General features: G+C 72.4%; 15 protein-coding genes and 1 pseudogene. 8 read left to right on the top strand and 8 right to left on the bottom strand.

Annotated features, from left to right (window positions below; genetic code table 11):
* The 5 genes and pseudogenes from ACFYT4_RS31505 to ACFYT4_RS31485 form a co-directional block, all read right to left on the bottom strand.
* Nucleotides 1-151: pseudogene (locus tag ACFYT4_RS31505) on the bottom strand (CoA ester lyase); the annotation flags it as partial.
* Nucleotides 148-2,160 (bottom strand): protein meaA, encoded by a 2,013-nt coding sequence (locus ACFYT4_RS31500; RefSeq protein ID WP_389276698.1) that lies wholly within the window; start codon nt 2,158-2,160, stop codon nt 148-150. The gene ACFYT4_RS31500 and the pseudogene ACFYT4_RS31505, both read right to left, overlap by 4 nt.
* Nucleotides 2,161-2,170: 10 nt before the next feature.
* Nucleotides 2,171-3,535: a crotonyl-CoA carboxylase/reductase gene (gene ccrA, locus ACFYT4_RS31495; RefSeq protein ID WP_389276695.1), complete on the bottom strand. Its 1,365-nt coding sequence runs from the start codon at nt 3,533-3,535 to the stop codon at nt 2,171-2,173.
* 641 nt (nt 3,536-4,176) lie between these two features.
* A complete protein-coding gene (locus ACFYT4_RS31490; RefSeq protein WP_389276692.1) occupies nt 4,177-5,019 on the bottom strand; it encodes a TetR family transcriptional regulator in 843 nt (280 codons plus the stop codon).
* Nucleotides 5,020-5,176: 157 nt separating this feature from the next.
* Nucleotides 5,177-6,961, bottom strand: a complete 1,785-nt coding sequence (locus tag ACFYT4_RS31485) for a 3-hydroxyacyl-CoA dehydrogenase family protein (RefSeq protein WP_389276689.1) — start codon at nt 6,959-6,961, stop codon at nt 5,177-5,179.
* Nucleotides 6,962-7,369: 408 nt separating this feature from the next.
* On the opposite strand from ACFYT4_RS31485, the gene ACFYT4_RS31480 reads away from it, so the two are divergent.
* On the top strand, nt 7,370-7,939 hold the full coding sequence (locus tag ACFYT4_RS31480) for an adenylosuccinate lyase (protein ID WP_389276686.1): 570 nt from the start codon (nt 7,370-7,372) through the stop codon (nt 7,937-7,939).
* Nucleotides 7,940-8,326: 387 nt separating this feature from the next.
* Here the strand turns inward: ACFYT4_RS31480 and ACFYT4_RS31475 are convergent, their stop codons facing one another.
* Nucleotides 8,327-8,917 carry a hypothetical protein gene (locus tag ACFYT4_RS31475; protein WP_389276683.1) on the bottom strand — a complete coding sequence of 197 codons (591 nt, stop codon included), beginning with the start codon at nt 8,915-8,917 and terminating at the stop codon, nt 8,327-8,329.
* Between the two features lie 179 nt (nt 8,918-9,096).
* Here ACFYT4_RS31475 and ACFYT4_RS31470 point away from each other — a divergent pair, with 179 nt between their 5' ends.
* Complete coding sequence (locus ACFYT4_RS31470) at nt 9,097-10,833, top strand: helix-turn-helix domain-containing protein (RefSeq protein WP_389276680.1); 1,737 nt, start codon at nt 9,097-9,099, stop codon at nt 10,831-10,833.
* A gap of 54 nt (nt 10,834-10,887) precedes the next feature.
* Here ACFYT4_RS31470 and ACFYT4_RS31465 read toward each other — a convergent pair whose 3' ends face one another.
* Nucleotides 10,888-11,943, bottom strand: a complete 1,056-nt coding sequence (locus ACFYT4_RS31465) for an Rv2578c family radical SAM protein (protein ID WP_389276677.1) — start codon at nt 11,941-11,943, stop codon at nt 10,888-10,890.
* 160 nt (nt 11,944-12,103) lie between these two features.
* Between ACFYT4_RS31465 and ACFYT4_RS31460 the strand changes: the two genes are divergently transcribed.
* The 3 genes from ACFYT4_RS31460 to ACFYT4_RS31450 all read left to right on the top strand — a co-directional run bounded on the left by ACFYT4_RS31460 (nt 12,104) and on the right by ACFYT4_RS31450 (nt 15,929).
* Nucleotides 12,104-12,550, top strand: a complete 447-nt coding sequence (locus tag ACFYT4_RS31460; RefSeq protein WP_389276674.1) for an SRPBCC family protein — start codon at nt 12,104-12,106, stop codon at nt 12,548-12,550.
* A 717-nt stretch (nt 12,551-13,267) separates the two neighbouring features.
* Nucleotides 13,268-14,962: a SpoIIE family protein phosphatase gene (locus tag ACFYT4_RS31455; protein WP_389276671.1), complete on the top strand. Its 1,695-nt coding sequence runs from the start codon at nt 13,268-13,270 to the stop codon at nt 14,960-14,962.
* A gap of 142 nt (nt 14,963-15,104) precedes the next feature.
* Nucleotides 15,105-15,929: a class I SAM-dependent methyltransferase gene (locus ACFYT4_RS31450; protein WP_389276668.1), complete on the top strand. Its 825-nt coding sequence runs from the start codon at nt 15,105-15,107 to the stop codon at nt 15,927-15,929.
* Between the two features lie 95 nt (nt 15,930-16,024).
* Here the strand turns inward: ACFYT4_RS31450 and ACFYT4_RS31445 are convergent, their stop codons facing one another.
* Nucleotides 16,025-16,498, bottom strand: coding sequence for an Lrp/AsnC family transcriptional regulator (locus ACFYT4_RS31445; protein WP_389276665.1), 474 nt, complete (start codon nt 16,496-16,498; stop codon nt 16,025-16,027).
* Between the two features lie 156 nt (nt 16,499-16,654).
* On the opposite strand from ACFYT4_RS31445, the gene ACFYT4_RS31440 reads away from it, so the two are divergent.
* From ACFYT4_RS31440 to ACFYT4_RS31430, 3 genes are all read left to right on the top strand, one after another.
* The gene (locus ACFYT4_RS31440; RefSeq protein ID WP_389276662.1) at nt 16,655-20,179 is read left to right on the top strand and encodes an indolepyruvate ferredoxin oxidoreductase family protein; all 3,525 of its coding nucleotides are present in this window, start codon (nt 16,655-16,657) and stop codon (nt 20,177-20,179) included.
* 419 nt (nt 20,180-20,598) lie between these two features.
* Nucleotides 20,599-21,432 (top strand): M55 family metallopeptidase, encoded by an 834-nt coding sequence (locus ACFYT4_RS31435; protein ID WP_389276660.1) that lies wholly within the window; start codon nt 20,599-20,601, stop codon nt 21,430-21,432.
* A complete protein-coding gene (locus ACFYT4_RS31430) occupies nt 21,425-22,795 on the top strand; it encodes a M20/M25/M40 family metallo-hydrolase (RefSeq protein WP_389276657.1) in 1,371 nt (456 codons plus the stop codon). The genes ACFYT4_RS31435 and ACFYT4_RS31430 overlap by 8 nt, the downstream gene beginning before the upstream one ends.
* Nucleotides 22,796-22,805: the final 10 nt, after the last annotated feature.

The following is a 22,805-nucleotide window of genomic DNA, read 5'->3' as shown; positions in this document are numbered from 1 at the left end:
GGGCTTCGGGTTTGGCGAGGGGGGCGCAGGCGTCTTCGAGGTCGAGGAAGACCTGGTCGGCGGGCAGGCCCTGGGCTTTTTCCAGGAAGCGGGGGTTGGAGCCGGGGACCGCCAGACACGAACGGCGCGGACGGAGTCGATCGAGGGTCATGCGGGGACCTCCAGAGGGTCGAGCTGGTTCGCTTTGCGGATCTCGTCGACGATACGACCGATGATCTCCGTGATACCGAAATCCTTCGGTGTGAACACGGCGGCCACGCCCGCCGCCTTCAAATCGGTGGCGTCGGCGTTCGGGATGATCCCCCCGACGATGACCGGAACATCGGCCGCGCCCGCCTCGCGCAGCCGCGCCAGGACATCGGGCACCAGCTCCGCATGCGATCCGGACAGAATGGACAGCCCCACACAGTGCACGTCCTCCGCCAGGGCGGCGGAGACGATCTGTTCGGGGGTGAGCCGAATGCCCTGGTAGACCACCTCGAAGCCCGCGTCACGGGCCCGTACGGCGATCTGCTCCGCGCCATTGGAGTGCCCGTCCAGACCCGGTTTGCCGACGAGCAGCCGCAGCCGGCCGGAGCCCAGCTCCTCGGCCGTACGCGCCACCTTCTCGCGGACCAGGGCCATCGGGGTGCCCGCCTCGGCGGTGACCGCCACGGGAGCACCGGAGACACCCGTCGGCGCCCGGAACTCGCCGAACACATCGCGCAGCGCCCAGGCCCACTCCCCGGTGGTGACACCCGCGCGGGCGCACTCCAGGGTGGCGGCCATCAGATTGCCGGTGCCCGCCGCCGCCTTCTTCAGCGCCGTCAGCGCGTCCGTCGCGCGGGCTTCGTCGCGGTCGTCCCGCCACGCGTGCAGCCCCGCGACGACCCGCGCCTCGTTCGCCGGGTCGACCGTCATGATGGCCGTGTCGAGGTCCGAGGTGAGGGGGTTGTCCTCGGTGGTCTCGAAGATGTTCACCCCGACGATCTTCTCCTCGCCCGCCTCGATCCGGGCGCGCCGCTCGGCGTGCGAGGAGACCAGCCGGGACTTGAGGTACCCGGACTCGACGGCCGCCATCGCCCCGCCCATCTCCTCGATCCGCTCCATCTCGGCCAGACACTCCACGACGAGAGCGTCCACCTTCGCCTCGACGACATGCGAGCCCGCGAAGATGTCCTCGTACTCCAGCAGGTCCGACTCGTGCGCCAGCACCTGCTGGATGCGCAGCGACCACTGTTGGTCCCACGGCCGGGGCAGCCCCAGCGCCTCGTTCCACGCCGGAAGCTGTACGGCGCGTGCGCGCGCGTCCTTGGAGAGGGTGACGGCCAGCATCTCCAGGACGATCCGCTGGACGTTGTTCTCCGGCTGCGCCTCGGTGAGCCCGAGGGAGTTGACCTGTACGCCGTAGCGGAAGCGCCGCTGCCTGGGGTCCTCGATCCCGTACCGCTCCCGGGTGACCTGGTCCCAGATACGGCCGAAGGCGCGCATCTTGCACATCTCCTCGATGAAGCGGACGCCCGCGTTCACGAAGAAGGAGATGCGGGCGACCACCTCGCCCCGGCGGTCGTCGGGGACCTGGCCGGAGGCGAAGACCGCGTCCAGTACGGCCGTCGCGGTGGCCATGGCGTACGAGATCTCCTGGACCGGTGTGGCGCCGGCCTCCTGGAGGTGGTAGCTGCAGATGTTGATCGGGTTCCACTTGGGGATGTGGTTGACCGTGTAGGTGATCATGTCCGTCGTGAGCCGCAGCGAGGGCCCGGGCGGGAAGACGTGCGTCCCGCGCGACAGATACTCCTTCACGATGTCGTTCTGCGTGGTGCCCTGGAGCGCCCGGACATCGGCGCCCTGCTCCTCCGCGACGACCTGATAGAGCGCCAGCAGCCACATGGCGGTGGCGTTGATCGTCATGGAGGTGTTCATCTGCTCCAGCGGGATGTCCTGGAACAGTCTGCGCATGTCACCGAGGTGGGATATGGGCACGCCGACCCGGCCGACCTCGCCCCGGGCGAGGACGTGATCGGGGTCGTACCCCGTCTGGGTCGGCAGGTCGAAGGCGACCGACAGTCCGGTCTGGCCCTTGGCGAGGTTGCGGCGGTACAGCTCGTTGGACGCCTCGGCGGTCGAGTGACCGGCGTACGTCCGCATGAGCCACGGCCGGTCCTTGTGGCGCTCGGTCATCTGCCCGCCCTCAGACACTCGGGCCGGTCCGCTCCGCCGGGGCGTCGCGGAAGAGGTTGAGGGAATCGAGGTGCCGGGCGCGCATCTCCTCGTCGCGCACGCCCAGGCCCTCCTCGGGGGCCAGGGCGAGAACCCCGACCTTGCCCTGGTGGAGATTGCGGTGCACGTCGTAGGCGGCCTGGCCGGTGTCGTCGAGGGAGTAGACCTTGGAGAGCGTGGGGTGGATCTTTCCCTTGGCGACGAGGCGGTTGGCTTCCCAGGCTTCCCGGTAGTTGGCGAAGTGGGAGCCGATGATCCGCTTCAGGGACATCCAGAGGTAGCGGTTGTCGTATTCGTGGGTGTAGCCGGAGGTGGAGGCGCAGGTGACGACGGTGCCGCCCTTGCGGGTGACGTAGACGGAGGCGCCGAAGGTCTCGCGGCCGGGGTGTTCGAAGACGATGTCGACGTCCTCGCCGCCGGTCAGTTCCCGGATGCGCTTGCCGAACCGCTTCCACTCGCGCGGGTCCTGCTCGTGCTCGCTCTTCCAGAAGCGGTAGCCCTCGGCGGCGCGGTCGATGATCGCCTCGGCGCCCATCGCGCGGCAGATGCCGGCCTTCTGCTCGCTGGAGACGACGCAGATGGGGGTGGCGCCGCCGGCGAGGGCGAACTGGGTGGCGTAGGAGCCGAGTCCGCCGCTGGCGCCCCAGATCAGGACGTTGTCGCCCTGCTTCATGCCCGCGCCGTTGCGGGAGACGAGCTGGCGGTAGGCGGTGGAGTTCACCAGTCCGGGGGCCGCGGCCTCTTCCCAGGTGAGGTGGCCGGGCTTGGGCATCAGCTGGTTGGACTTGACGAGGGCGACCTCGGCGAGGCCGCCGAAGTTGGTCTCGAAGCCCCAGATGCGCTGCTCGGGGTCGAGCATGGTGTCGTTGTGGCCGTCCGAGGACTCCAGTTCGACCGAGAGGCAGTGGGCGACGACCTCGTCGCCGGGCTTCCAGGCGTTCACCCCGGGGCCGGTGCGCAGGACGACACCGGCCAGGTCGGAGCCGATCACGTGGTAGGGGAGGTCGTGCCGCCGGGCCAGCTCGGAGAGCTTTCCGTACCGCTCCAGGAACGTGAACGTCGACAGCGGCTCGAAGATCGACGTCCACACCGAGTTGTAGTTCACGGAACTGGCCATCACGGCGACCAGAGCCTCCCCGGGGCCGAGCTCCGGCACCGCCACGTCCTCGATGTGGAGGGACTTGCGGGGATCCTTCTCACGGGACTCCAGGCCGGCGAACATCTCGGCCTCGTCCTTGTGCACGGTCACCGCGCGGTAGGACTCGGGGACCGGCAGCGCGGCGAAGTCCGCGGACGTGGAGTCCGCCGACTGAATCGCGTCCAGGATTTCCTTCACGGTGTTGCCTCCGGCGAAGCGCGTCGGGCGTCCCGGAGGGACACCCGAAGAGGGTTTTGGGGGCGGTGCTGCTGCTGTGGAGGTGTGCCGTCGGTTCGGCGGGTGGTGGTGCTGTCGGCAGCGCCGGTGGGCGCGGTCGGGGGCCTGTGACGCAGGCGTCCGGGCGCGCAGACTCGATGGTTTGCGGGGACAGCCGGCGTGCGCGTGGTCTCTGCACGCCGGCCGCCCGGACGTCTTCACCGTATGGCACGCCGTGTCAGGTGACAAGGCACTGCGTGCCAGCATTTTCTCTCAAGTGTCATCCCCCCGGCGCCGATGAGCAACGCGAGAGCCCGAACGGGTGGTCGACCCTCACTGATGGTGTCCATGCGGGCACGTTCCGTCGTCCTGGCCCGGGCTCCCGCAGGGCGGCGCGCGGCAGGGCTCCGGGCGAGGTGGCGGGTTCCACGGCGGGGCATGTGCTCCCGCGGGGCGCCGGTGACCGTCAGCCGGTCACCGGGGGCGGCGGCCCGGGCGGGGCGGCCGGTTCCGAACGCCGGTTCCGGCTTCCGGCTTCCCGTGCGGCTCGGCGGCCCGGGCCACGGGCCCCGCCCGGGAGCGGACGCCCGAGCCGGGGCGGGCGGGTACCGGGGATTCCGGCGTCAGGCGCGACGGGTCTGGAGCGCCCTCTCGATCGTGCGCATCACATTGTCCAGAGGGGCGTCCGTGCGGGCCACGGCCACCAGGACCTCGTCCTGGGGCGTCACGGAGACCAGCGCCGGGGGCTCCGGGACCGCCGGGGGCGCGGAGGTGGTGCGGCCCGCGCCGATACCCGAGCCGAAGGTTTCGCGGACGATGGAGAAGGCGTGGTCGAGCTGGGCCTCCACATCACCCTCGCCCCCCGCCCGCAGCCAGCGGCGCAATACGTGGTTGTGCGCGGTGACGACCGCGGACGCGGCCACCTCCGCCAGCAGCGGGTCGTCGTTGCCGTCGTGGTGGTCGCGCTCGTCGAAGTGGCCCAGCAGATAGCGGGTGAACAGTCGCTCGTAACGGGCCACGGAGGCGATCTCCCGCTCCCGGAGCGTCGGCACCTCACGGGTGAGGCGGTAGCGCTCCACGGACACCGCGGGGGAGGAGGCGTACATCCGCATGACCTCCTTGATGCCCCGGCACACGGTGTCGAGCGGGTGCTCGTGGGGCGGCGCCGCGTTCAGCACGGCCTCCGCGCGCACGAGCGTGTCGTCGTGGTCCGGGAAGATCGCCTCCTCCTTGGAGCGGAAGTGGCGGAAGAACGTCCTGCGGGCCACCCCGGCCGCGGCCGCGATCTCGTCCACGGTCGTCGCTTCGTACCCCTTGGTCGCGAACAACTCCATGGCCGCCGCCGCCAACTCACGGCGCATCTTGAGCCGTTGGGCGGCGGCGCGATTGCCCGCGGCACTTTCCGGGGCGTCCGGAGCGGTCTTGGGACGGGAAGATCGACGACTGGGATCAGCGGGCTGGGCCATGCCCCGAACGTACTGCATCCGTGCAGGAGAGCGCGCCTGCGGGGCGGCCGGGCCGATGGCCGGAACAGGGTCCCGGCCGCCGGGCGGAGCCGCCCGGCGGCGAGGGCGGCCGGGGCGGCCCGCCGGGAGGTCCGAGCAGCCCGCCCCAGCCGGCCGATCAGCGCCGGGCATATTCGCGGAAGCCACGCCCCGTCTTGCGGCCGAGGCAGCCAGCGGCGACCAGATGCTCCAGCAGCGGCGCGGGCGCCAGGCCCGGGTCGCGGAACTCGCGGTGCAGCACCTTTTCGATCGCGAGCGACACATCGAGCCCGACGACGTCGAGGAGCTCGAACGGACCCATCGGGTATCCGGCGCCCAGCTTGATCGCCGCGTCGATGTCGTCGACGGTCGCGTAGTGCTCCTCGACCATCTTGATCGCGTTGTTGAGATACGGGAACAGCAGCGCGTTCACGATGAATCCGGCCCGGTCGCCGCAGTCCACCGGGTGTTTCCCGATCCTCGCGGCCACCGCGCGGACGGTGGCGTGGACGTCGTCGGCGGTCAGGACCGTACGGACGACCTCGACCAGTTTCATCGCGGGGGCCGGGTTGAAGAAGTGCATCCCGATCACGTCCCCGGGCCGCGAGGTCGCCCGCGCGCAGGCCACGACCGGCAGCGAGGAGGTGGTGGTGGCGAGCACCGCGCCCTCCTTGCAGACCTTGTCCAGTGTCGCGAAGATCTGCCGCTTGACCTCCAGGTCCTCGGCGACGGCCTCCAGCGCCAGATCGACCTCGGCGAACGCGTCCAGCGAGTCCGCCGGCGTGATCCGGCCCAGGGCCTCCTCCCTCGCGCCGGCCGACATCCGGCCCTTGTCGACGGCGCGCGCGAGGGACGTGCCGATCCGGGCCTTCGCGCTCTGCGCCTTCTCCGGCGAGCGCGCGGCGATCACCACGTCATAGCCGGCCCTCGCGAACACCTCCGCGATCCCGCTCGCCATCGTGCCGGAACCGGCCACACCGACCGACCGGACCTCCCGGCCCGCCGCCTCCCCGGCCGCCTCGGGCGGCGGGGTGAGGGCGTCCGGCACGACGTCCGGGGTGTCGGGGGCCGCGTAGGTGTAGAAGCCACGGCCCGCCTTCCGCCCGGTCAGCCCCGCCTCGCTGAGCTGCTTGAGGATCGGGGAGGGCGCGTGCAGCCGGTCCCGGGACGCGGCGTACATCGCGTCCAGGACCGTCCGCGCCGTGTCGACGCCGATCAGGTCGAGCAGCGCCAGCGGCCCCATCGGCAGCCCGCAGCCCAGCCTCATCGCCGCGTCGATGTCCTCGCGGGAGGCGTACTTCGCCTCGTACATCGCGGCCGCCTGGTTGAGGTAGCCGAACAGCAGCCCGTCCGCGACGAAGCCGGGCCGGTCGCCGACCGCGACGGGCTCCTTGCCCAGCTCACGGGCGAGTGCGGTGACCGCGTCGACGGCCGCCGGCGCGGTGAGCACCGAGGAGACGATCTCGACCAGTTTCATCGCGGGGGCCGGGTTGAAGAAGTGCATCCCGAGCACCCGCTCGGGGTGGCGGGACTCGGCGGCGAGCCTGGTCACCGAGAGCGCGTTGGTGCCGGTGGCGAGGACGGCCGTGGGGCGGACGATCGCGTCCAGCTCGCGGAAGACCTGCTGCTTGGTCTCGTACGACTCGGACACGACCTCGATCACGAGATCGGCGTCGGCGGCCGCCCGGAGGTCGGAGAAGGTACGGAAGCGGGCCAGGGTGTCGGCGCGCTCCTCCTCGGTGATCCGCCCGCGCGCGACGGCCCGGGCGGTGGAGGCTTCGAGCGAGGCGACGGCCCGGCGGGCGGCGGCCTCGCCGACGTCGATGCCGACGACCTCCCGGCCGGCGCGGGCGAGCACCTCGGCGATACCGGTGCCCATGGTGCCGAGGCCGACGACGGCGACGGTGTGGAGAGGGGTGTCCATCGGGGGACTCCAGGGTGAGTGACGACTGGTGGGGCCGCACGCGCGACGGGAGAGACGGACGAGCGAGAGGCGCACGGGCGGCGGCAGCGCGGGAATCGAGCGCCGGAAGGCGCACAGCGCGCACCGAATGCGGGTCGTGGGTACTGGGCCGGCGGGCTCCGTCCCGAGCCGCGCCGTACGCGGTGCGTGACCGACTCACGCACCACTGTGTTCGCCGAACCGACTGCACTCGCGGTGGCTGCGTCACCAGGCCACCGGGAGCCGCGGGGGTAACCCGCTCACATGAGATTAACTGGTGAGTAATGAGCGCGCCAGGCCTCGACCGGTGTGATCTGGATCGCGCGGCCGCGCACCGGGGCGCTCCGGGGCCCTTCCGGGGCACTTCAGGGCGCCGATACGCTGATCGTCATGGACGAGGAGCTCCGGTCGCTGGCCGAACGTCTGCGGGGCGAGTCGGGCGGTTCACCGGCGTACGAGCGGCTGCTGGCGACGGAGGACCGGGAGGAACTCGCGGGTGTCCTCACCGAACGGGAACGTCCGCTGTGGGCGAGGGAGACGGCCGCGTTCCGGCTGGGGTGCGCCGGGGACCGCCGGGCCTTCGAGTCGCTGGTGCTGCTGCTCAACCACCGTGACCCCGAACGCTGTGTCGCCGCCGCGCACGCGCTGTCCGAACTGGCCGACCCCCGCACGCCCCGCGCCGCCGCCGCGCTCGCCACCAATGAACTGCGCGTCGCCTACGCCCTGGTGCCGGTCCGGCTGCTGACCCGGCTGCGGGCGCCCGAGTCCGTACCCGCCCTGATCACCGTGCTCCGCCGCAGGCTCGCTCCCGGCGACCCCCACTGGCGGGTCGCGCTGGCGTGCGTGGAGGGGCTGGGCGCGCTCGGCGACGAACGGGCCGCCGGCGTACTGGAGTCGGCCCGGACGCATCCCCGGCTGTCGGCGGCGGCGGGCGCGGCGCTGGCCCGCCTGGCGGTCTGAGCCGGGGGCGGCCGGGCGTCCCCGGCGGCGGAAGGCGGCCGGGCGGCATCCGGACGGCGCGGAGTGAGCGGTACGCACCCGTGCGCAGTGAGCCGTAGGCACCCGTGCCAAGCGCCGCCGGGGCCCGTACCCCTACCCGGCCCGCACCCGCACCCGTACCGGGTCGGCTCCCGGACCCGGCCCGCGCTCTACCCGTACGGCCCCGCGCCCGCCCGGGCGGGCAGGCCCGGGGTGCCGGTCCGGACCGGGTCCGAACAGCGCCGCGGGCTCCGGGCCAGGAAGGTGCCGGCTCCGGAGCCCGCGGCTCCCCCCGTGTCCGCCCGCCGGCCTCCTGAAATGGCCGCTGCCGGACACTCGTATCGGTCTTCCGCTGTACCGTGCCGCCGCTCAGTACAGCTTGTTGACCGCGGTCTTCGTGGTCGTCCTGAACCCCGCGAGCGGTGCGCCGTCGAGGTCGCCCATCTGGCCCCAGCCCACGACGGTGACCGTCCGCCCGTCACGGCCGACCGAGTAGAGCGCGATGTCCGTCGAGCCGACCTCGGGGTCCGAGGTGTCGATGCTGTAGACGTGCGCGCCCTCCTCGACATTGAGCCGCCCGTGGTAGAACGCCTCGCCCTCCAGCCCCGGGTACTGCTGCTGGAGCCGGCCGAGGCAGCTCTCGATCGAGGCGCGGAGCTTGGTGACGAGGGTCTTCGCCTTGGCCTCGGTGGTGGCGACCGTGATCGTCTGCCGGGCGCCGGCGTCCAGTTCGGTCGTGAAGAGGCGGTGCTTGCTGGACGCCTTCGGCGCGGTGTTCCCGGTGCAGAAGTCGCTGGGCAGACCCGCCTTCACCGGGCCCGCCGTCCAGGGCGTCGGCGCGGCCGGCAGCTGCGAGGCCGAGAGGAACTTGGGAGCGGGTGCGGCGTGGGCCGTGGCGAAGGAGGCGACGGTCAGGCCGACGGCCGCGGCGGTCACGGCGGCGGTACGGAACATCTTCATGGAAGGGCATCCCCGTTGCTTGGTGGCTGGTCGAGCGATCACCAGCTTCGGCAGCTCACGGCGCGGACACAAGCACCCCGGCCATCTGTGGAACGGTGGAACCATTCCACCCCCGCTGACGTGGCATTACCCGAAGGGGTGGAACGCCGCCCCGGGACGGTCGGAGAGCTGGAACGGTTGTGAACACATCACGAGATTCCGAGCCCGGTGCGTTCGCGCGGCGATTGAACGAGCTGAGGGAGGCGTCGGGCCGCAGCTACGGCGCGCTCGCGCGCCGGGTGGGGGTGAGCGCGTCCACCCTCCATCGCTACTGCTCGGGCCATACGGTCCCCATGGAGTTCGCGCCCATCGAGCGCCTCGCCCGCCTGTGCGGTGTCGGGGGCGAGGACCTGGTCGCCCTGCACCGACTCTGGATCCTGGCGGACGCGGACCGCCGCCGGCGCCAGGAGGCGGCGACGGGCCCGGCCGCGCAGAGCGCTCCCAGGGTCCCCTCGGACGCCCCGGATCCCTCCGGTCACTCAGGTGCCGCGCACCGCACCAGCACCTCGCACCCCGGGAACACCCCTGGCGCCCGGGACACTTCGGCTCCCCTCGGCGGTGCCATGTCTCAAGGACACGACACGGCCGGGGATTCCGGCGGGATCCGCCCCCCGGCGGACGGCGCGGGAAAGCCCGCCGCGCCCTGGGGGACGGGCACCTGCGCGGCGGGGGAGAGCACCCGCTCCGGCGGGCCCGCCGACGCCACCCGCTCTCCGCACGACCCGCCGCCGGACGGGGGCGCCGGTCCCGAAGTCACCGTCGTCCTGGGGGAAGGGCGCGGCGCCAAGCCCCCGCCCGCCGGACGGCGCCCGGCCGGAACCGCGCGCCGTCCGTGGCGACGGCGGCGCCTCGCCTACGGGGCGGGCGTCGTGGCGAGCCTGCTCACCTTCGTCCTGCTCGTGGCGTTCGACCACTCCCCGCTCCGGCCGGGCGACGGCCGGCGCGCCGCCGCACAGCAGCCGGGTGTGGGCGGCACCGGCTCGCCCACACCCGGCGCGCGGGGAACGGCCTCCGCGCGACCGGCGTCGCCGAGCGCTTCGCCCTCCGGCACGCCCTCCGCGGCCCCGGGTTCCGGCGGCGGTCGGCGGGCTCCCGGGGTGACCCCCTCGCGGTCCGCCGGAGCGCCGAAGTCCCGGGGCACCGGTACGCCGTTCACCGTGCGCGTCAATCAGCATGTCTGGGCCAACGGCTGCGACCACGGCTATCTCGTCGACCGTGCTCCCGCCGCCGTGCCCCCGCCGCCGGGCGAGGCCGACGCCGCGCCCTGGGCCCGGGCCGTCGGCGCGGTGCACAGCGGCAGGACCGGGGTGCGGATCACCGTGCAGGGCAGGACCGACGAGGCGGTGGTGCTCCAGGGGCTGCGCGTCCGGGTCGCGGCCCGGCGTGCCCCGGCTCCGGGGAACGTCTACCAGATGAGCCTCGGCTGCGGCGGATCGCTCACTCCCCGGATGTTCGACGTCAACCTCGACAAGTCCCGCCCGATCGCCCGCTCGGTGAGCGGCCACGACGAGAACGGACCCCTGCCCGCCGTCGCGTTCCCCTACCGGGTCTCGGCCAGGGACCCCGAGATCCTGCTCGTCACCGCCACCACGGCCGGCTGCGACTGCGACTGGTATCTGGAGCTGGAGTGGAGCAGCGGCGACCGCTCGGGCACCGTACGCGTCGACGACGGCGGCAGGCCGTTCCGTACGAGCGGCGTCGGGGGCAGGACCTCGTACGCGTACGACACGGGCACCGGCCGCTGGATCACGGACGGCCCCTCGCCCCGGTCGGACACCGGCACCGACGGCGGAACAGACACCGGTACCGGCACCCCGGCCCGGACCCGTACCGGCGACGGCGGCACCGATGCCGGTCCCGTGACCCCGGCGTCCTGAGCACCGGAGCCGTGAGTACCGGCGCATCGGCGCACAGGGGGTCGAGCCCCGGGGTCAGAGCAGGGTGAGCTGCGTCGGCTCCGGCCCGAGCCGGATCGCCGGCTCCGGCTCCGGCTCCGGCTCGGGCCGGATGCGCCGCGGCAGCCCCCGGCCGGCCGGGCCGATGCCGAACTCCGCCGCCAGTTCGTGGACCCGCCGGGTGATCCGGCGCTGGTACCACGTGGGCGCGTACGCCCCGTCCGCGTACAGCCGCTCGTAGCGCCGTACGAGATGCGGGTGGTGCTCGCCGAGCCACGCCATGAACCACTCGCGCGCGCCGGGACGCAGATGGAGGACGAGCGGCGTCACGGAGGTCGCCCCCGCCTCGGCTATCGCGCGGACGGTGGCGCGCAGCTGGTCGGGGTGGTCGCCGAGGAACGGGATCACCGGTGCCATCAGCACCCCGCAGCCGATCCCGTGTCCGGTGAGGGTGCGGACGGCATCGAGGCGGCGCTCGGGGGAGGGGGTGCCCGGCTCGACCGTGCGCCACAGGGCCCGGTCGATGAAGCCCACCGAGACGGAGATGCCGACCTCGGTGACCTCGGCCGCCTGGAGCAGCAGGTCAAGATCGCGCAGGATCAGGGTGCCCTTGGTCAGGATGGAGAACGGATTCGCGTGGTCGCGCAGGGCGGCGATGACGCCCGGCATCAACCGGTACCGTCCCTCCGCCCTCTGGTAGCAGTCGACGTTGGTGCCCATCGCGACATGCGCGCCCTGCCACCGGCGGGACCCCAGCTGGCGGCGGAGCAGCTCGGGCGCGTTGACCTTGACGACGATCTGGGAGTCGAAGCCGAGCCCGGTGTCGAGGTCCAGATAGCTGTGGCTCTTGCGGGCGAAGCAGTAGACGCAGGCGTGGGTGCAGCCCCGGTAGGGGTTGACGGTCCATTCGAACGGCATCCGCGAGGCCCCGGGGACCCGGTTGAGAATCGAACGCGCCCGGACCTCGTGGAAGGTGATGCCCCGGAACTCGGGGGCGTCGAAGGTCCTGGTCCGCACCGCGGACGTCCCGAACAGCGCGGCCTCCCCGGACTGCGGCGTCGACGGGGTCTCGGCCAGATGGTCCCAGCGCATGGTCGCCTCCTCGGTAGCTCTCGGAGCAGAATAGAACACATGTTCCCTTGATCGCTGCATGGGCCATGCGTCGGCTTCGCCCGCCCGCCGATTTGGGCCCTCGCACCCGAGGTGGTTGGCTATCGCCGACCCCGAACAACCGAGTGCTGGAGGAACGGCAATGGCGCAGGTCGAGGCCACGACGGAACGAATCATCGCTGCGGACGCGGAGACGGTGTTCGACACACTGGCCGACTACGAGAACTCCCGCGCGAAGCTGCTGCCGGAGCACTTCAGCGAGTACGAGGTCCGCGAGGGCGGGGACGGCGAGGGCACCCTCGTCCACTGGAAGCTCCAGGCCACGAGCAAGCGGGTCCGTGACTGCCTGCTCGACGTGACCGAGCCCACCGACGGACAGCTGGTCGAGAAGGACCGCAACTCCTCCATGGTCACCACCTGGACGGTCACCCCCGCCGGCGAGGGCAGGTCGAAGGCCGTCGTCACCACCGTCTGGACCGGTGCGGGCGGCATCGGCGGATTCTTCGAGAAGACCTTCGCCCCCAAGGGCCTGGCCCGGATCTACGACGCCCTGCTCGCCAAACTGGCCGCCGAGGTCGAGAAGAAGTGACCGGAGGCCGGGGGAAGTGACCCCGTGTCCGCAAGGATGACCCCGTCCGGCGGCAGGGCGCCGAGCCCGTCGCGGTCGCGGTAACACTCACCGTTTCGAGTGGCTTTCCCCGCGGTGTCGTGCTGCGCCCCGCGCACCACGGGCCGCGGGAAAGCCCCAGCCGAGCGCCCAACGCGCCCCTGACGCGCCGGGGCACAGCGGTCGGACCGATACCCGGGCGCATCGGGACAACGCACACCTCCGCACATCGCACACGTCGGTACGCCGAACGCATCGGCCCATCGCACGCGTGAGCGCATCGGGGCATCGGCCTCGGGGGCGGGCCCGTGGGCCGCACGCGCACGGCAGGCGCCGGAAGCCGGCCCGCCCGCAACGGAAGCGCGCGTTCCCTCCCCGGGCATCCGGGCCGGGTGGTCCACACCCGTACCACCGGCCCCTGGGGAACCTTCCGCTTCGTCGGCCTCGCGCCGGAGGGACGCTCGGGCGTCGCCGCAGGTTACCCGCCGGTCGCCACCGTTCCGCGGCCGTGGGTGACGGACGCTTCGAACGCGGTTCCGGCCCGGGCATACGGACGGGATCATTCCCCCAACAGTGCGAAGGAACAGCGGATTCACGCGGGCGCACGACCTATTCAGCCGTTGCCCCGCGCACGCCGTCCCGAGCGCCGTACCGTGGAGCGAGCCGCGAATCCAGGCGCGGGAAAGGAGCCTCCCACCCATGGACAGTGGTGTTCCGCCGAGGGTGCCGCGGCAGTACGCCGTGTCCGGCCGGATTCCGCTTGCCGTGGTCGTCGTGGACGGCGCCGGCCTGGTGTCGCACTGGTCGACCGGTGCGCGGCGGCTGTTCGGCCCCACTCGCGAGGAGGCGGTGGGCAGGCCCGCCGCCGATCTGCTTCCGGTCGCCGGGGCGCTCCCGGACGGTCCGCCCGACGCCACCACGATGTGGCACCTGGTCGCCGTCGAGCATGTGGACGAACCGGGCCGCTGGGACGACGTGGTGCCGGTCGGCGAGTCCATGGCGTTCCCCGAGCACACGCCCTTCTTCCGGTGCGTGACCACCGGCGATCCCGTGCTGGTGCCCAGGATCAGCGAGCAGCTGGGCACGGCCATCGCCTCGCAGTTCGAGAAGCGGGACATCAGGCCGCTGATCAACGGCCGTTCCCTGCTGGTGGTGCCGCTCAAGGCCCGCGATGTCGTCCTCGGGTTCATGATCCTGCTCCGCCACCCGCGGCGCCCGGCCTTCAACGACATGGACCGGGTCACCGGGGCCGAACTGGCGGCCCGCGCCGGGCTCGTCCTCGACAACGCCCGGATGTACACCCGGCAGGAGCTGGTCGCCGAGACCCTCCAGGACTCGATGCTGCCCCAGGTCACCCCGAGATTCGCCGGGTGCGACACGGCCACCCGCTATCTGCCCGGCACCCGGCGCGGCCGGGTCGGCGGCGACTGGTTCGACTCCGTCGAACTGCCCGGCTCACGGGTCGCGCTGGTCGTCGGCGATGTGATGGGCCACGGCCTGCACGCGGCCGCGATGATGGGCCAGTTACGGACCGCCGTACAGACCATGGCGGCCCTCGATCTGCCGCCCGAGCGGTTGCTGCGCCATCTCGACGACCTCGCCCGGCGCCTCGGCGAGAACTATCTCGCGACCTGTCTCTACGCGGTCTACGACCCCATCGGCCATGAGCTGGTGATCGCGAACGCGGGCCATCTGCCGCCCGTGCTGGTCCGTGCCGCCGACGGCCGCGGCGAACTGCTCGACCTGCCGACCGGGGCCCCGATCGGGGTCGGGCAGGTCCCCTTCGAGAGCCGCCGGGTGCCGGTGGCGCCCGGTGACCGGCTGGTGATGTGCACCGACGGGCTGGTGGAGGTCAGGGGCGAGGACATCGGTCTGGGGCTCGCCGCCCTCTGCGAATCCGCCGCGCACCTGGCCGCGTCCATGGACGACGCCTGCGACACCGCCATCCGCGCCCTCGGCGCCCGGGGCGGACGCAAGGACGACGTCGCCCTGCTGATGGCCCGCCTGGGCGGCATCCCCGCCGACTCCGTCGCCTCCTGGGAACTGTCCCTGGAACCGGGCGAGGCCGCCAGAGCGCGGCGGCTGGTCGCCGGACAGCTGCGCCGCTGGGGCCTGGCGGCGGTGGGGCCGACCGTGGAACTGCTCGTCGGCGAGGTGGTCGCCAACGCCGTACGGCACGCGGGCGGCGACCGCGCCGAACTGCGGCTCGTACGCTCCGGAACACTGCTGTGCGAGGTGTCGGACGACGACCACACCCTGCCGGTCCTGCTGGACTGCGGCCCGGACGACGAGCGCGGGCGCGGGCTGAGAGTGGTCGGCTCGCTGGCACGGGAGTGGGGCGCGAGCCGCACCGCCGGGGGCAAGACGGTGTGGTTCGAGGTCCCCCTGCGCTGACCGGCCGCCGGGCAGCGCCGCCCGGATCCGGCACGGCGGTGCGGCGGTTGTCACACCGAGGGCGCCCCCGGCCGCTTGCCGTGACAACTCATGCGCGATAAACCGATCTTGACGTGATGTCATTCACCCTGGGGAGCTGGTCATGAGCGTCACACATCGTTACAGGGAGGCCTGGGAGGGCTTCTGGAACGAGGCGACCGGTGAGCCCGGCGAGGTCTTCTGGGACACCGAACCGGCGCTCACCGCCGGACCGCATCTGGCGATCTACGAACCGTATGTCGACGCCCCCGCGCTCCCCCTGCTGGATCTCGGCTGCGGCAACGGCACCCAGACCCGGTTCCTGGCCGACCGCTTCCCCCTGGTGGTGGGCATCGATCTGTCGTCCGCCGCGATAGAGCTGGCCAGACGGCAGGAGAAGCACCAGAGCGAGCTGCGGCGAAAGCGGCGGGCCGAGTGGCGGGAGAAGACGTCCGGCGGGGGCACTCCGGCGGCGCGTGCCCCGGGCGGGCACCTCCCGTCCGGGGAGATACGTTTCCGTCAGCTCGACGCCGTGGACCCGGACGCGGTGGCCCGGCTGCACGGGGAACTGGGCGACTGCAATGTCTATATGCGCGGGGTCCTCCACCAGTGCGACCCCAAGGACCGGCAGCCGCTCGCCGACACGATCGCGGTCCTGGTCGGCGAACACGGGCGCGCCTTCGTGGTCGAGCTGGCGGAGGCGGCCGGTCCCCGGCTGGCCCAGCTCGCCCAGGCGGAGTCCGGCCCGCCCGCGAAGCTGCTGCCCGTCTTCCGCCACGGCGTCGTGCCCGGAGCCGTACCCGACGCCGCTGTGGCCGACCTCGTCCACACGGCGGGTCTCTCCGTCCTCGCGAGCGGCGATCTGCCGCTGACGACGACCGAGTACGAGGAGAACGGCTCACGGATCGAACTGCCCTCCACCTGGCTGATCGTGGGCCGCAACACCTGAGCCCCACCGGGAGCACACCGGAACCCCCGCCTCCGCGACGGGCGGCGACACCCCCCGGCGACGGCTCCCGGGAGCCGCCCGGGAGCGGCGCGCGGTCAGCTCCCCGCCACGGGCCGGCCGGGCCGGGCCACCAGCGGCAGGACGCGGTAGCGCACCCGCTCCGACAGGATGACCTCGGTCTTGGTGCGGACGACGCCCGGCACTCTGACCAACTGCTGGATGACGTACTCCAGATAGGCGTTGTCCTTGGCCGCCACCCGGCACACAAGATCACCCTCGCCCGCGATGGAGTGCGCCTCCAGCACCTCCGGGAGCGCCTGGAGCGAGCCGATCACATCCTCCAGCCGGCCCTGCGCCACATGGAGGTGCACCAGTGCCAGGACGGGGTAGCCGAGCATCGCCGGGCTCAGCTTCGGGGCGTAGTCGTCGATCACCCCGTCCCGCTCCAGCCGGGTGAGCCGGGCCTGCACGGTGCCCCTGGCGACGCCCAGGACACGCGCGTATTCCCGCATTCCCGCCCTGGGTTCCTCCACGAGAAGCCGCAGCAGTGAGACATCGAGGTCGTCCATGGGTGTACCGATGGCCCTTCCGTGTGTCGGACACCGGATGAGTGCTGGGCCATTGGCCCAGTGATCCGCTCATCTCATTGACCGAAGTATGGTCCCTACTCCTAGCATCTGTGCCAATTGAACAGTATGCCGGGCCGGTCTGAGTGAGGCGATCGCATGACTCCAGTGGATGCTCCGACGGATCCGACGGGGACGTCGCACGGATTCACCCTTGAGGACCGCTATCTGCGTGAGGACGGCGGGATCTATCTCACCGGGGTGCAGGCCCTGGTGCGGCTGCTGTTCGACCGGATCCGGCACGACCGGCGCACCGGACTCGGCACCGCCGCGTTCGTCTCCGGATACGAGGGCTCGCCGCTGGCCGGATTCGATCTGGAACTCCTGCGCCGGACCCCCCTGCTCGACGCACACGACGTGGTGTTCCGGCCGGGCCTCAACGAGGAACTGGCCGCCACCTCCGTCATGGGAAGCCAGCTCGCGGGCGAGGTGGGCCGGCTGCGCTCCGACGGCGTCCTCGGACTCTGGTACGGGAAGGCCCCCGGACTCGACCGCGCGACCGACGCCCTGCGCCACGCCCATCTCGTCGGCACCGCACCCCGCGGCGGCGCGCTCGCCCTCGTCGGCGACGACCCCGCCGCCAAGTCGTCCTCGGTGCCCTGCGCCTCCGAACTGGCCCTGGCCGATCTCGCCGTGCCCGTCTTCTATCCGGCCGACTCCCAGGACATCCTGGACCTCGGGTTCCACGCGGTCGAGCTGTCGAGAGCGGCCGGGGTGTGGACGGCCATGAAGGTCGTCGCCAATGTCGCCGACGCGGCCGGCAGCGCGGTCGTGCGCCCCACGTGGACTCCTCCGGTGATGCCCGCCCGCGCCTACACCCACCGCCCCAGCGGACAGCTGCTCGGCAGCTCGCTCGCCGCGCTGGAGCGCAGCCTGATGACGGTGCGCCTGCCGCTCGCCGAGGAGTATCTGCGGGTCAGCGGGGTCAACCGGATCCTCGCGAGCACCCCGGACGACCGCGTCGGCATCATCACCGCGGGCAAGTCCCATCTGGATGTGATGCAGGCCCTGCGCGGCCTCGGTCTGGACGAGGCGGGACTCGCCCGGTTCGGGGTCAGACTGCTGAAGCTGGGCGCCATCCACCCCGTGGAGCCCACCGTCGTACGCGAGTTCGCGGCCGGACTGCGCGAGATCGTCGTCGTGGAGGAGAAGCGCGCCTTCGTCGAGGCCGCCGTCAAGGAGATCCTCTACGGAATGCCCGGCGCGCCCTGTGTGCACGGAAAGCGCGGCCCCGACGGGTCGGCGCTGTTCAGCGCGATCGGGGAGCTGGGCCCCGAGACCGTCGCCGCAGGCCTCGCCCGCAGGCTGTCCGCGTACGGGGAGGTGGCGCCCGCCGAGTCCTCGCGCCGGCGCGGCCGGATCGATCTGCCGCTGCTGACGAGGACCCCGTACTTCTGCTCCGGCTGCCCGCACAACTCCTCCACGAAGGTCCCCGAGGGATCGCTGGTGGGCGCGGGGATCGGCTGCCACACGATGGCCGTGTTCATGGAGCCCGAACAGGTCGGCAACGTCGTCGGAATGACCCAGATGGGCGGCGAGGGCGCCCAGTGGATCGGCATGGCCCCCTTCATCGAGGACGACCACTTCGTCCAGAACATCGGTGACGGCACCTTCACGCACTCCGGCAGCCTCGCCGTCAGGGCCGCCGTCGCCGCCGGGGTCAACATCACCTACAAGCTGCTGTACAACTCCGCCGTGGCGATGACCGGCGGCCAGGAGGCGGTCGGCGGCCTCCCGGTCGAGAAGGTCGCCGCCCTGCTCCTCCTGGAGGGAGCCGGCAAGGTCATCGTCACCAGCGACGCGCCCGAACGGCTGCGCGGGACCCGGCTGCCCAAGGGCGTCGAGGTCCGCCACCGTGACCAGCTGATCGCCAGTCAGGAGGAACTGGCCGCCATCCCGGGTGTCACCGTGCTCATCCACGACCAGGAGTGCGCCGCCGAGAAGCGCCGCAAGCGCCGGCGCGGCAGGACCGAGACCCCCACGACGAGGGTCGTGATCAACGAACGCATCTGCGAGGGCTGCGGCGACTGCGGCACCAAGTCCAACTGTCTGTCGGTCCAGCCCGTCACCACCGAGTTCGGCCGCAAGACGATCATCGACCAGTCCTCCTGCAATCTGGACTACTCCTGCCTCGACGGGGACTGCCCCTCTTTCATGACCGTGACCCCCGGCGGGCGCAAGGAGCGGCGGACGCTGCCGGACCTCGCCGCCGCCGAGCTGCCCGCGCCCGCCGGGCCGAAGGGGCACGACCGCGAACAGGCGGCGGACCGGGGCGAGTTCACCCTGCGGATCGCCGGGGTCGGCGGCACGGGCGTCGTCACCGTCGCCCAGATCATCGCCACCGCGGCCGTCCTCGACGGCAAGCGGGTCCGTACCCTCGACCAGACCGGCCTGGCGCAGAAGGGCGGCGCCGTCGTCTCCGACGTCAAGATCACCTCCACGACTGTGGAGCAGGCCGCGAAGCTCGCCGACGCGGAGTGCGACCTCTACCTCGTCTGCGATCTGCTGGTCGGCGCCGAGAGCAAGTACCTCGCCGTCGCCGATCCCGGCCGTACCGTTTCCGTGGTCTCCACGACCGAGGTCCCCACCGGCCGCATGATCGTCGACACCGCCGTCTCCTTCCCCGGCCAGGACCGGATCAGGGACGCCATCGGGGCGGCGAGCGCCCGCGCGTACTACCTGGACGCCCGGGACCGGTCCGAGACGCTGTTCGGCGCGGACCAGTACGCCAACGTCCTCCAGCTCGGCGTGGCGTACCAGAGCGGAGCCCTGCCGGTGACGGCGGAGTCGATCGAGCGGGCCATCACCCTCAACGGCACGGCGGTGGACGCCAACATCCAGGCGTTCCGGCGCGGCCGGCAACTGCTCGCCGACCCCGACGCCCTCGCCGCCGCCGTCCCGGCGGCCCGTCCCCGCACCCCGCGGCCCGCCCACCCGGCGACCGCCCGGGTGAGGTCCCTCGTCGCCGCCGAGCCCGGCAGCGAGCTCGCCCGGCTCCTCGACATCAGGGTCCCTGACCTGATCGCGTATCAGAACGAGCGCTACGCCCGCGACTACGCCCGGTACGTCGAGCGGATCCGCCGCCTCGATGACGGGACCTGCGAAGTCACCGAGGCGGTCGCCCGCAACCTCTACAAGCTGATGGCCTACAAGGACGAGTACGAGGTCGCCCGGCTCGCGCTCGACGAGAGAGTCCGTGAGGAGATCGAGTCGCAGTTCGGCGCGGGCTCCCGCGTCACCCACCGCCTCCACCCGCCCGTTCTGCGGGCCCTCGGCGTGCGGCGCAAGATCGGGCTCGGCCCATGGGCCCGCCCGGTGTTCCGGATCCTGCACGCGATGCGCGGTGTACGCGGCACCCGGCTGGACCTCTTCGGGTACGCGCAGGTGCGCCGCGTCGAGCGCTCCCTCGTCGACGACTACCGCGCCACGCTCCTGCGGGTCCTCGAAACGGGCGAGCCCGACCTCCGGCTGGCGAAGGAGCTCGCCGAACTGCCCGACACCGTGCGCGGCTACGAGGACATCAAGCTCCGCAGCGTGGCCGTCTACCGGCGTCGGCAGGCCGGGCTCCTGGCCGGGCAGGACCTCCCGGCCGCCGGCGGCAGCAGGCTTCCCGCCCAGAGGTGACGGGGCGCGCGGGGACGGGTGTGGGGACCCGGGGGGCGTATTCAGCTCGGCGGCACCGGAAACGTGTGCGTCCACATCCGGCCCCTGGAGGGCCCCTCCTGACGGTCACCCCTCGGGGTGACCACGGGCCGGGCCGGGCGGACCGTGCTCGGCGCCGGCGCCGGTACTCCACCGCCCGGCGGACGTGCTCGTCGTGCCGCGCCCCCGGGGTTCCCCGCCCCGGGGGACACCGGCCACGGACGGCCCCGTCGGCACACGGGTCTTCCGGGCGGGCCTCGTCACCCCGGAACCCTTCCGCGCCGCCTGCGTCCCGGCGGCGGTCCGCCGCCGGAACGTACGTGGCGCGAGCCGCCCGGCAGGCGCCGTCCCCGCTCTGACCTGGGGAGGTTCACCGGGATCGGGCAGGGTTAGAGTGAGCTATGAAAATCCTCATCAGCGCCGACATGGAGGGCGCGACCGGAGTCACCTGGCCGGCGGACGTGCTGCCGGGCACCCCTCAGTGGGAGCGCTGCAGAAGCATGTTCACCTCCGACGTGAACGCGGCGGCGCTCGGCTTCTTCGACGGCGGCGCCGACGAGGTACTCATCAACGAGGCGCACTGGACCCAGCGCAACCTGCTCCTGGAACACCTGGACGAGCGCGTGGAGATGCTCACCGGGCGCCACAAGCCGCTCGCCATGGTGGAGGGTGTGCAGCACGGCGACGTCGACGGCATCGCCTTCGTCGGATACCACACGGGAGCGGGCAGCGAGGGAGTGCTCGCCCACACCTACCTCGCCAACGCGATCACCACCGTCCGGCTGAACGGCGAGCGCGCGAGCGAGGGCCTGCTGAACGCCCACGTGGTCGCGGAGTACGGCGTTCCGGTGGTACTCGTCACCGGGGACGACCTCACCTGCGCGGACGCGGAGCGCTATGCGCCCGAGGCCCGCAAGGTCGCGGTGAAGGACCACGTCTCGCGGTACGCGGCGGTGTGCCGCACCCCCGCCCGCACCGCCGCCGACATCCGGGCCGCGGCCGGGAAGGCGGCCGGGCTCGCCGTCCGGCACGACCCGGTCAGGGGCGGCCCGTTCACCGTCGAGCTGGAGTTCGACGCCGACCATCTCGGGGCCGCCGCCACCGTGGTGCCCGGGGTCGAGGCCACCGGCGAGCGGACGGTCGCGTACACCGGTGAGACCATGTACGACACCATTCGCACCTTCAAAGCGGTCACGACGATCGTCTCGGCGGCGATGGAGGAGCAGTATGGCTGATGTGACCACAACCAGCGGAGGCCCGGCGCTTCCGGGCGAGGTGACCCCCGTCGACCGTCAGGCGCTCGACGAGGTGGTCACCTTCACCTCCGAGCTGATCCGGATCGATACCACCAACCGGGGCGGCGGCGACTGCGCCGAACGGCCCGCCGCCGAGTACACCGCCGAGCGGCTGGCCGCCGCCGGACTCGACCCCGTGCTGCTGGAGCGCACCCCCGCGCGGACCAACGTCGTCGCCCGGATCGAGGGCACCGACCCCTCGGCCGACGCCCTCCTCGTCCACGGCCATCTCGACGTCGTCCCCGCGGAGCCCGGCGACTGGGCGGTGCACCCCTTCTCCGGCGAGGTGCGCGACGGCGTGGTCTGGGGCCGGGGCGCGGTCGACATGAAGAACATGGACGCGATGATCCTCGCCGTCGTCCGGGCCTGGGCGCGCGCCGGTGTCCGGCCCCGCCGGGACATCGTCATCGCCTTCACCGCCGACGAGGAGGCCAGCGCCGAGGACGGCTCGGGCTTCCTCGCCGACCGGCACCCCGGCCTCTTCGAGGGATGCACCGAGGGCATCAGCGAGTCCGGGGCCTTCACCTTCCACACCGCGGACGGTCTGCGGCTCTATCCGATCGCCGCCGGTGAGCGCGGCACCGCCTGGCTGAAACTCACCGCCCACGGCCGGGCCGGACACGGCTCCAAGGTCAACCGGGCCAACGCGGTCAGCCGGCTCGCCGCCGCCGTCGCCCGGATCGGCGACCACTCCTGGCCGGTGCGCCTGACCCCGACCGTGCGCGCCGCCCTCGCCGAACTGGCCCGGCTCCACGGCATCGACACCGACGTGTACGCCGAAGGCTTCGACCCGGACGCGCTGATCGCCTCGCTCGGCCCGGCCGCCGCCCTCGTCGAGCCGACCATCCGCAACAGCGCCAACCCGACCATGCTCGACGCCGGATACAAGATCAACGTGATCCCGGGCCATGCCACCGCGTACATCGACGGACGGATGCTCCCGGGGACGGAGGACGAGTTCCGCGAGACCATGGACCGGCTCACCGGACCCGATGTGGAGTGGGAGTTCGAGCACCGCCAGGTGCCGCTGCAGGCCCCCGTCGACTCGCCCGCCTTCCGCGGGCTGGCCGCCGCCGTCGAGCGCTTCGACCCGGACGGCCACGTGGTCCCGTACTGCATGGCGGGCGGCACGGACGCCAAGCAGTTCTCCCGGCTCGGCATCACCGGTTACGGTTTCTCCCCGCTGAAACTGCCCTTGGGCTACGACTACGCGGCGATGTTCCACGGAGTCGACGAGCGGGTCCCGGTCGAGGCCCTCCACTTCGGCGTCAACGTCCTCGACCACTACCTCCGGTCGGCGTAGGGGAGTCGGA

The sequence above is a fragment of the Streptomyces sp. NPDC004609 genome (assembly GCF_042873655.1).
In the GTDB taxonomy this organism is placed as follows: domain Bacteria; phylum Actinomycetota; class Actinomycetes; order Streptomycetales; family Streptomycetaceae; genus Streptomyces.
Note: the sequence above shows the minus strand (reverse complement) of the source record. Positions and strands in the feature narration are given on the sequence as shown.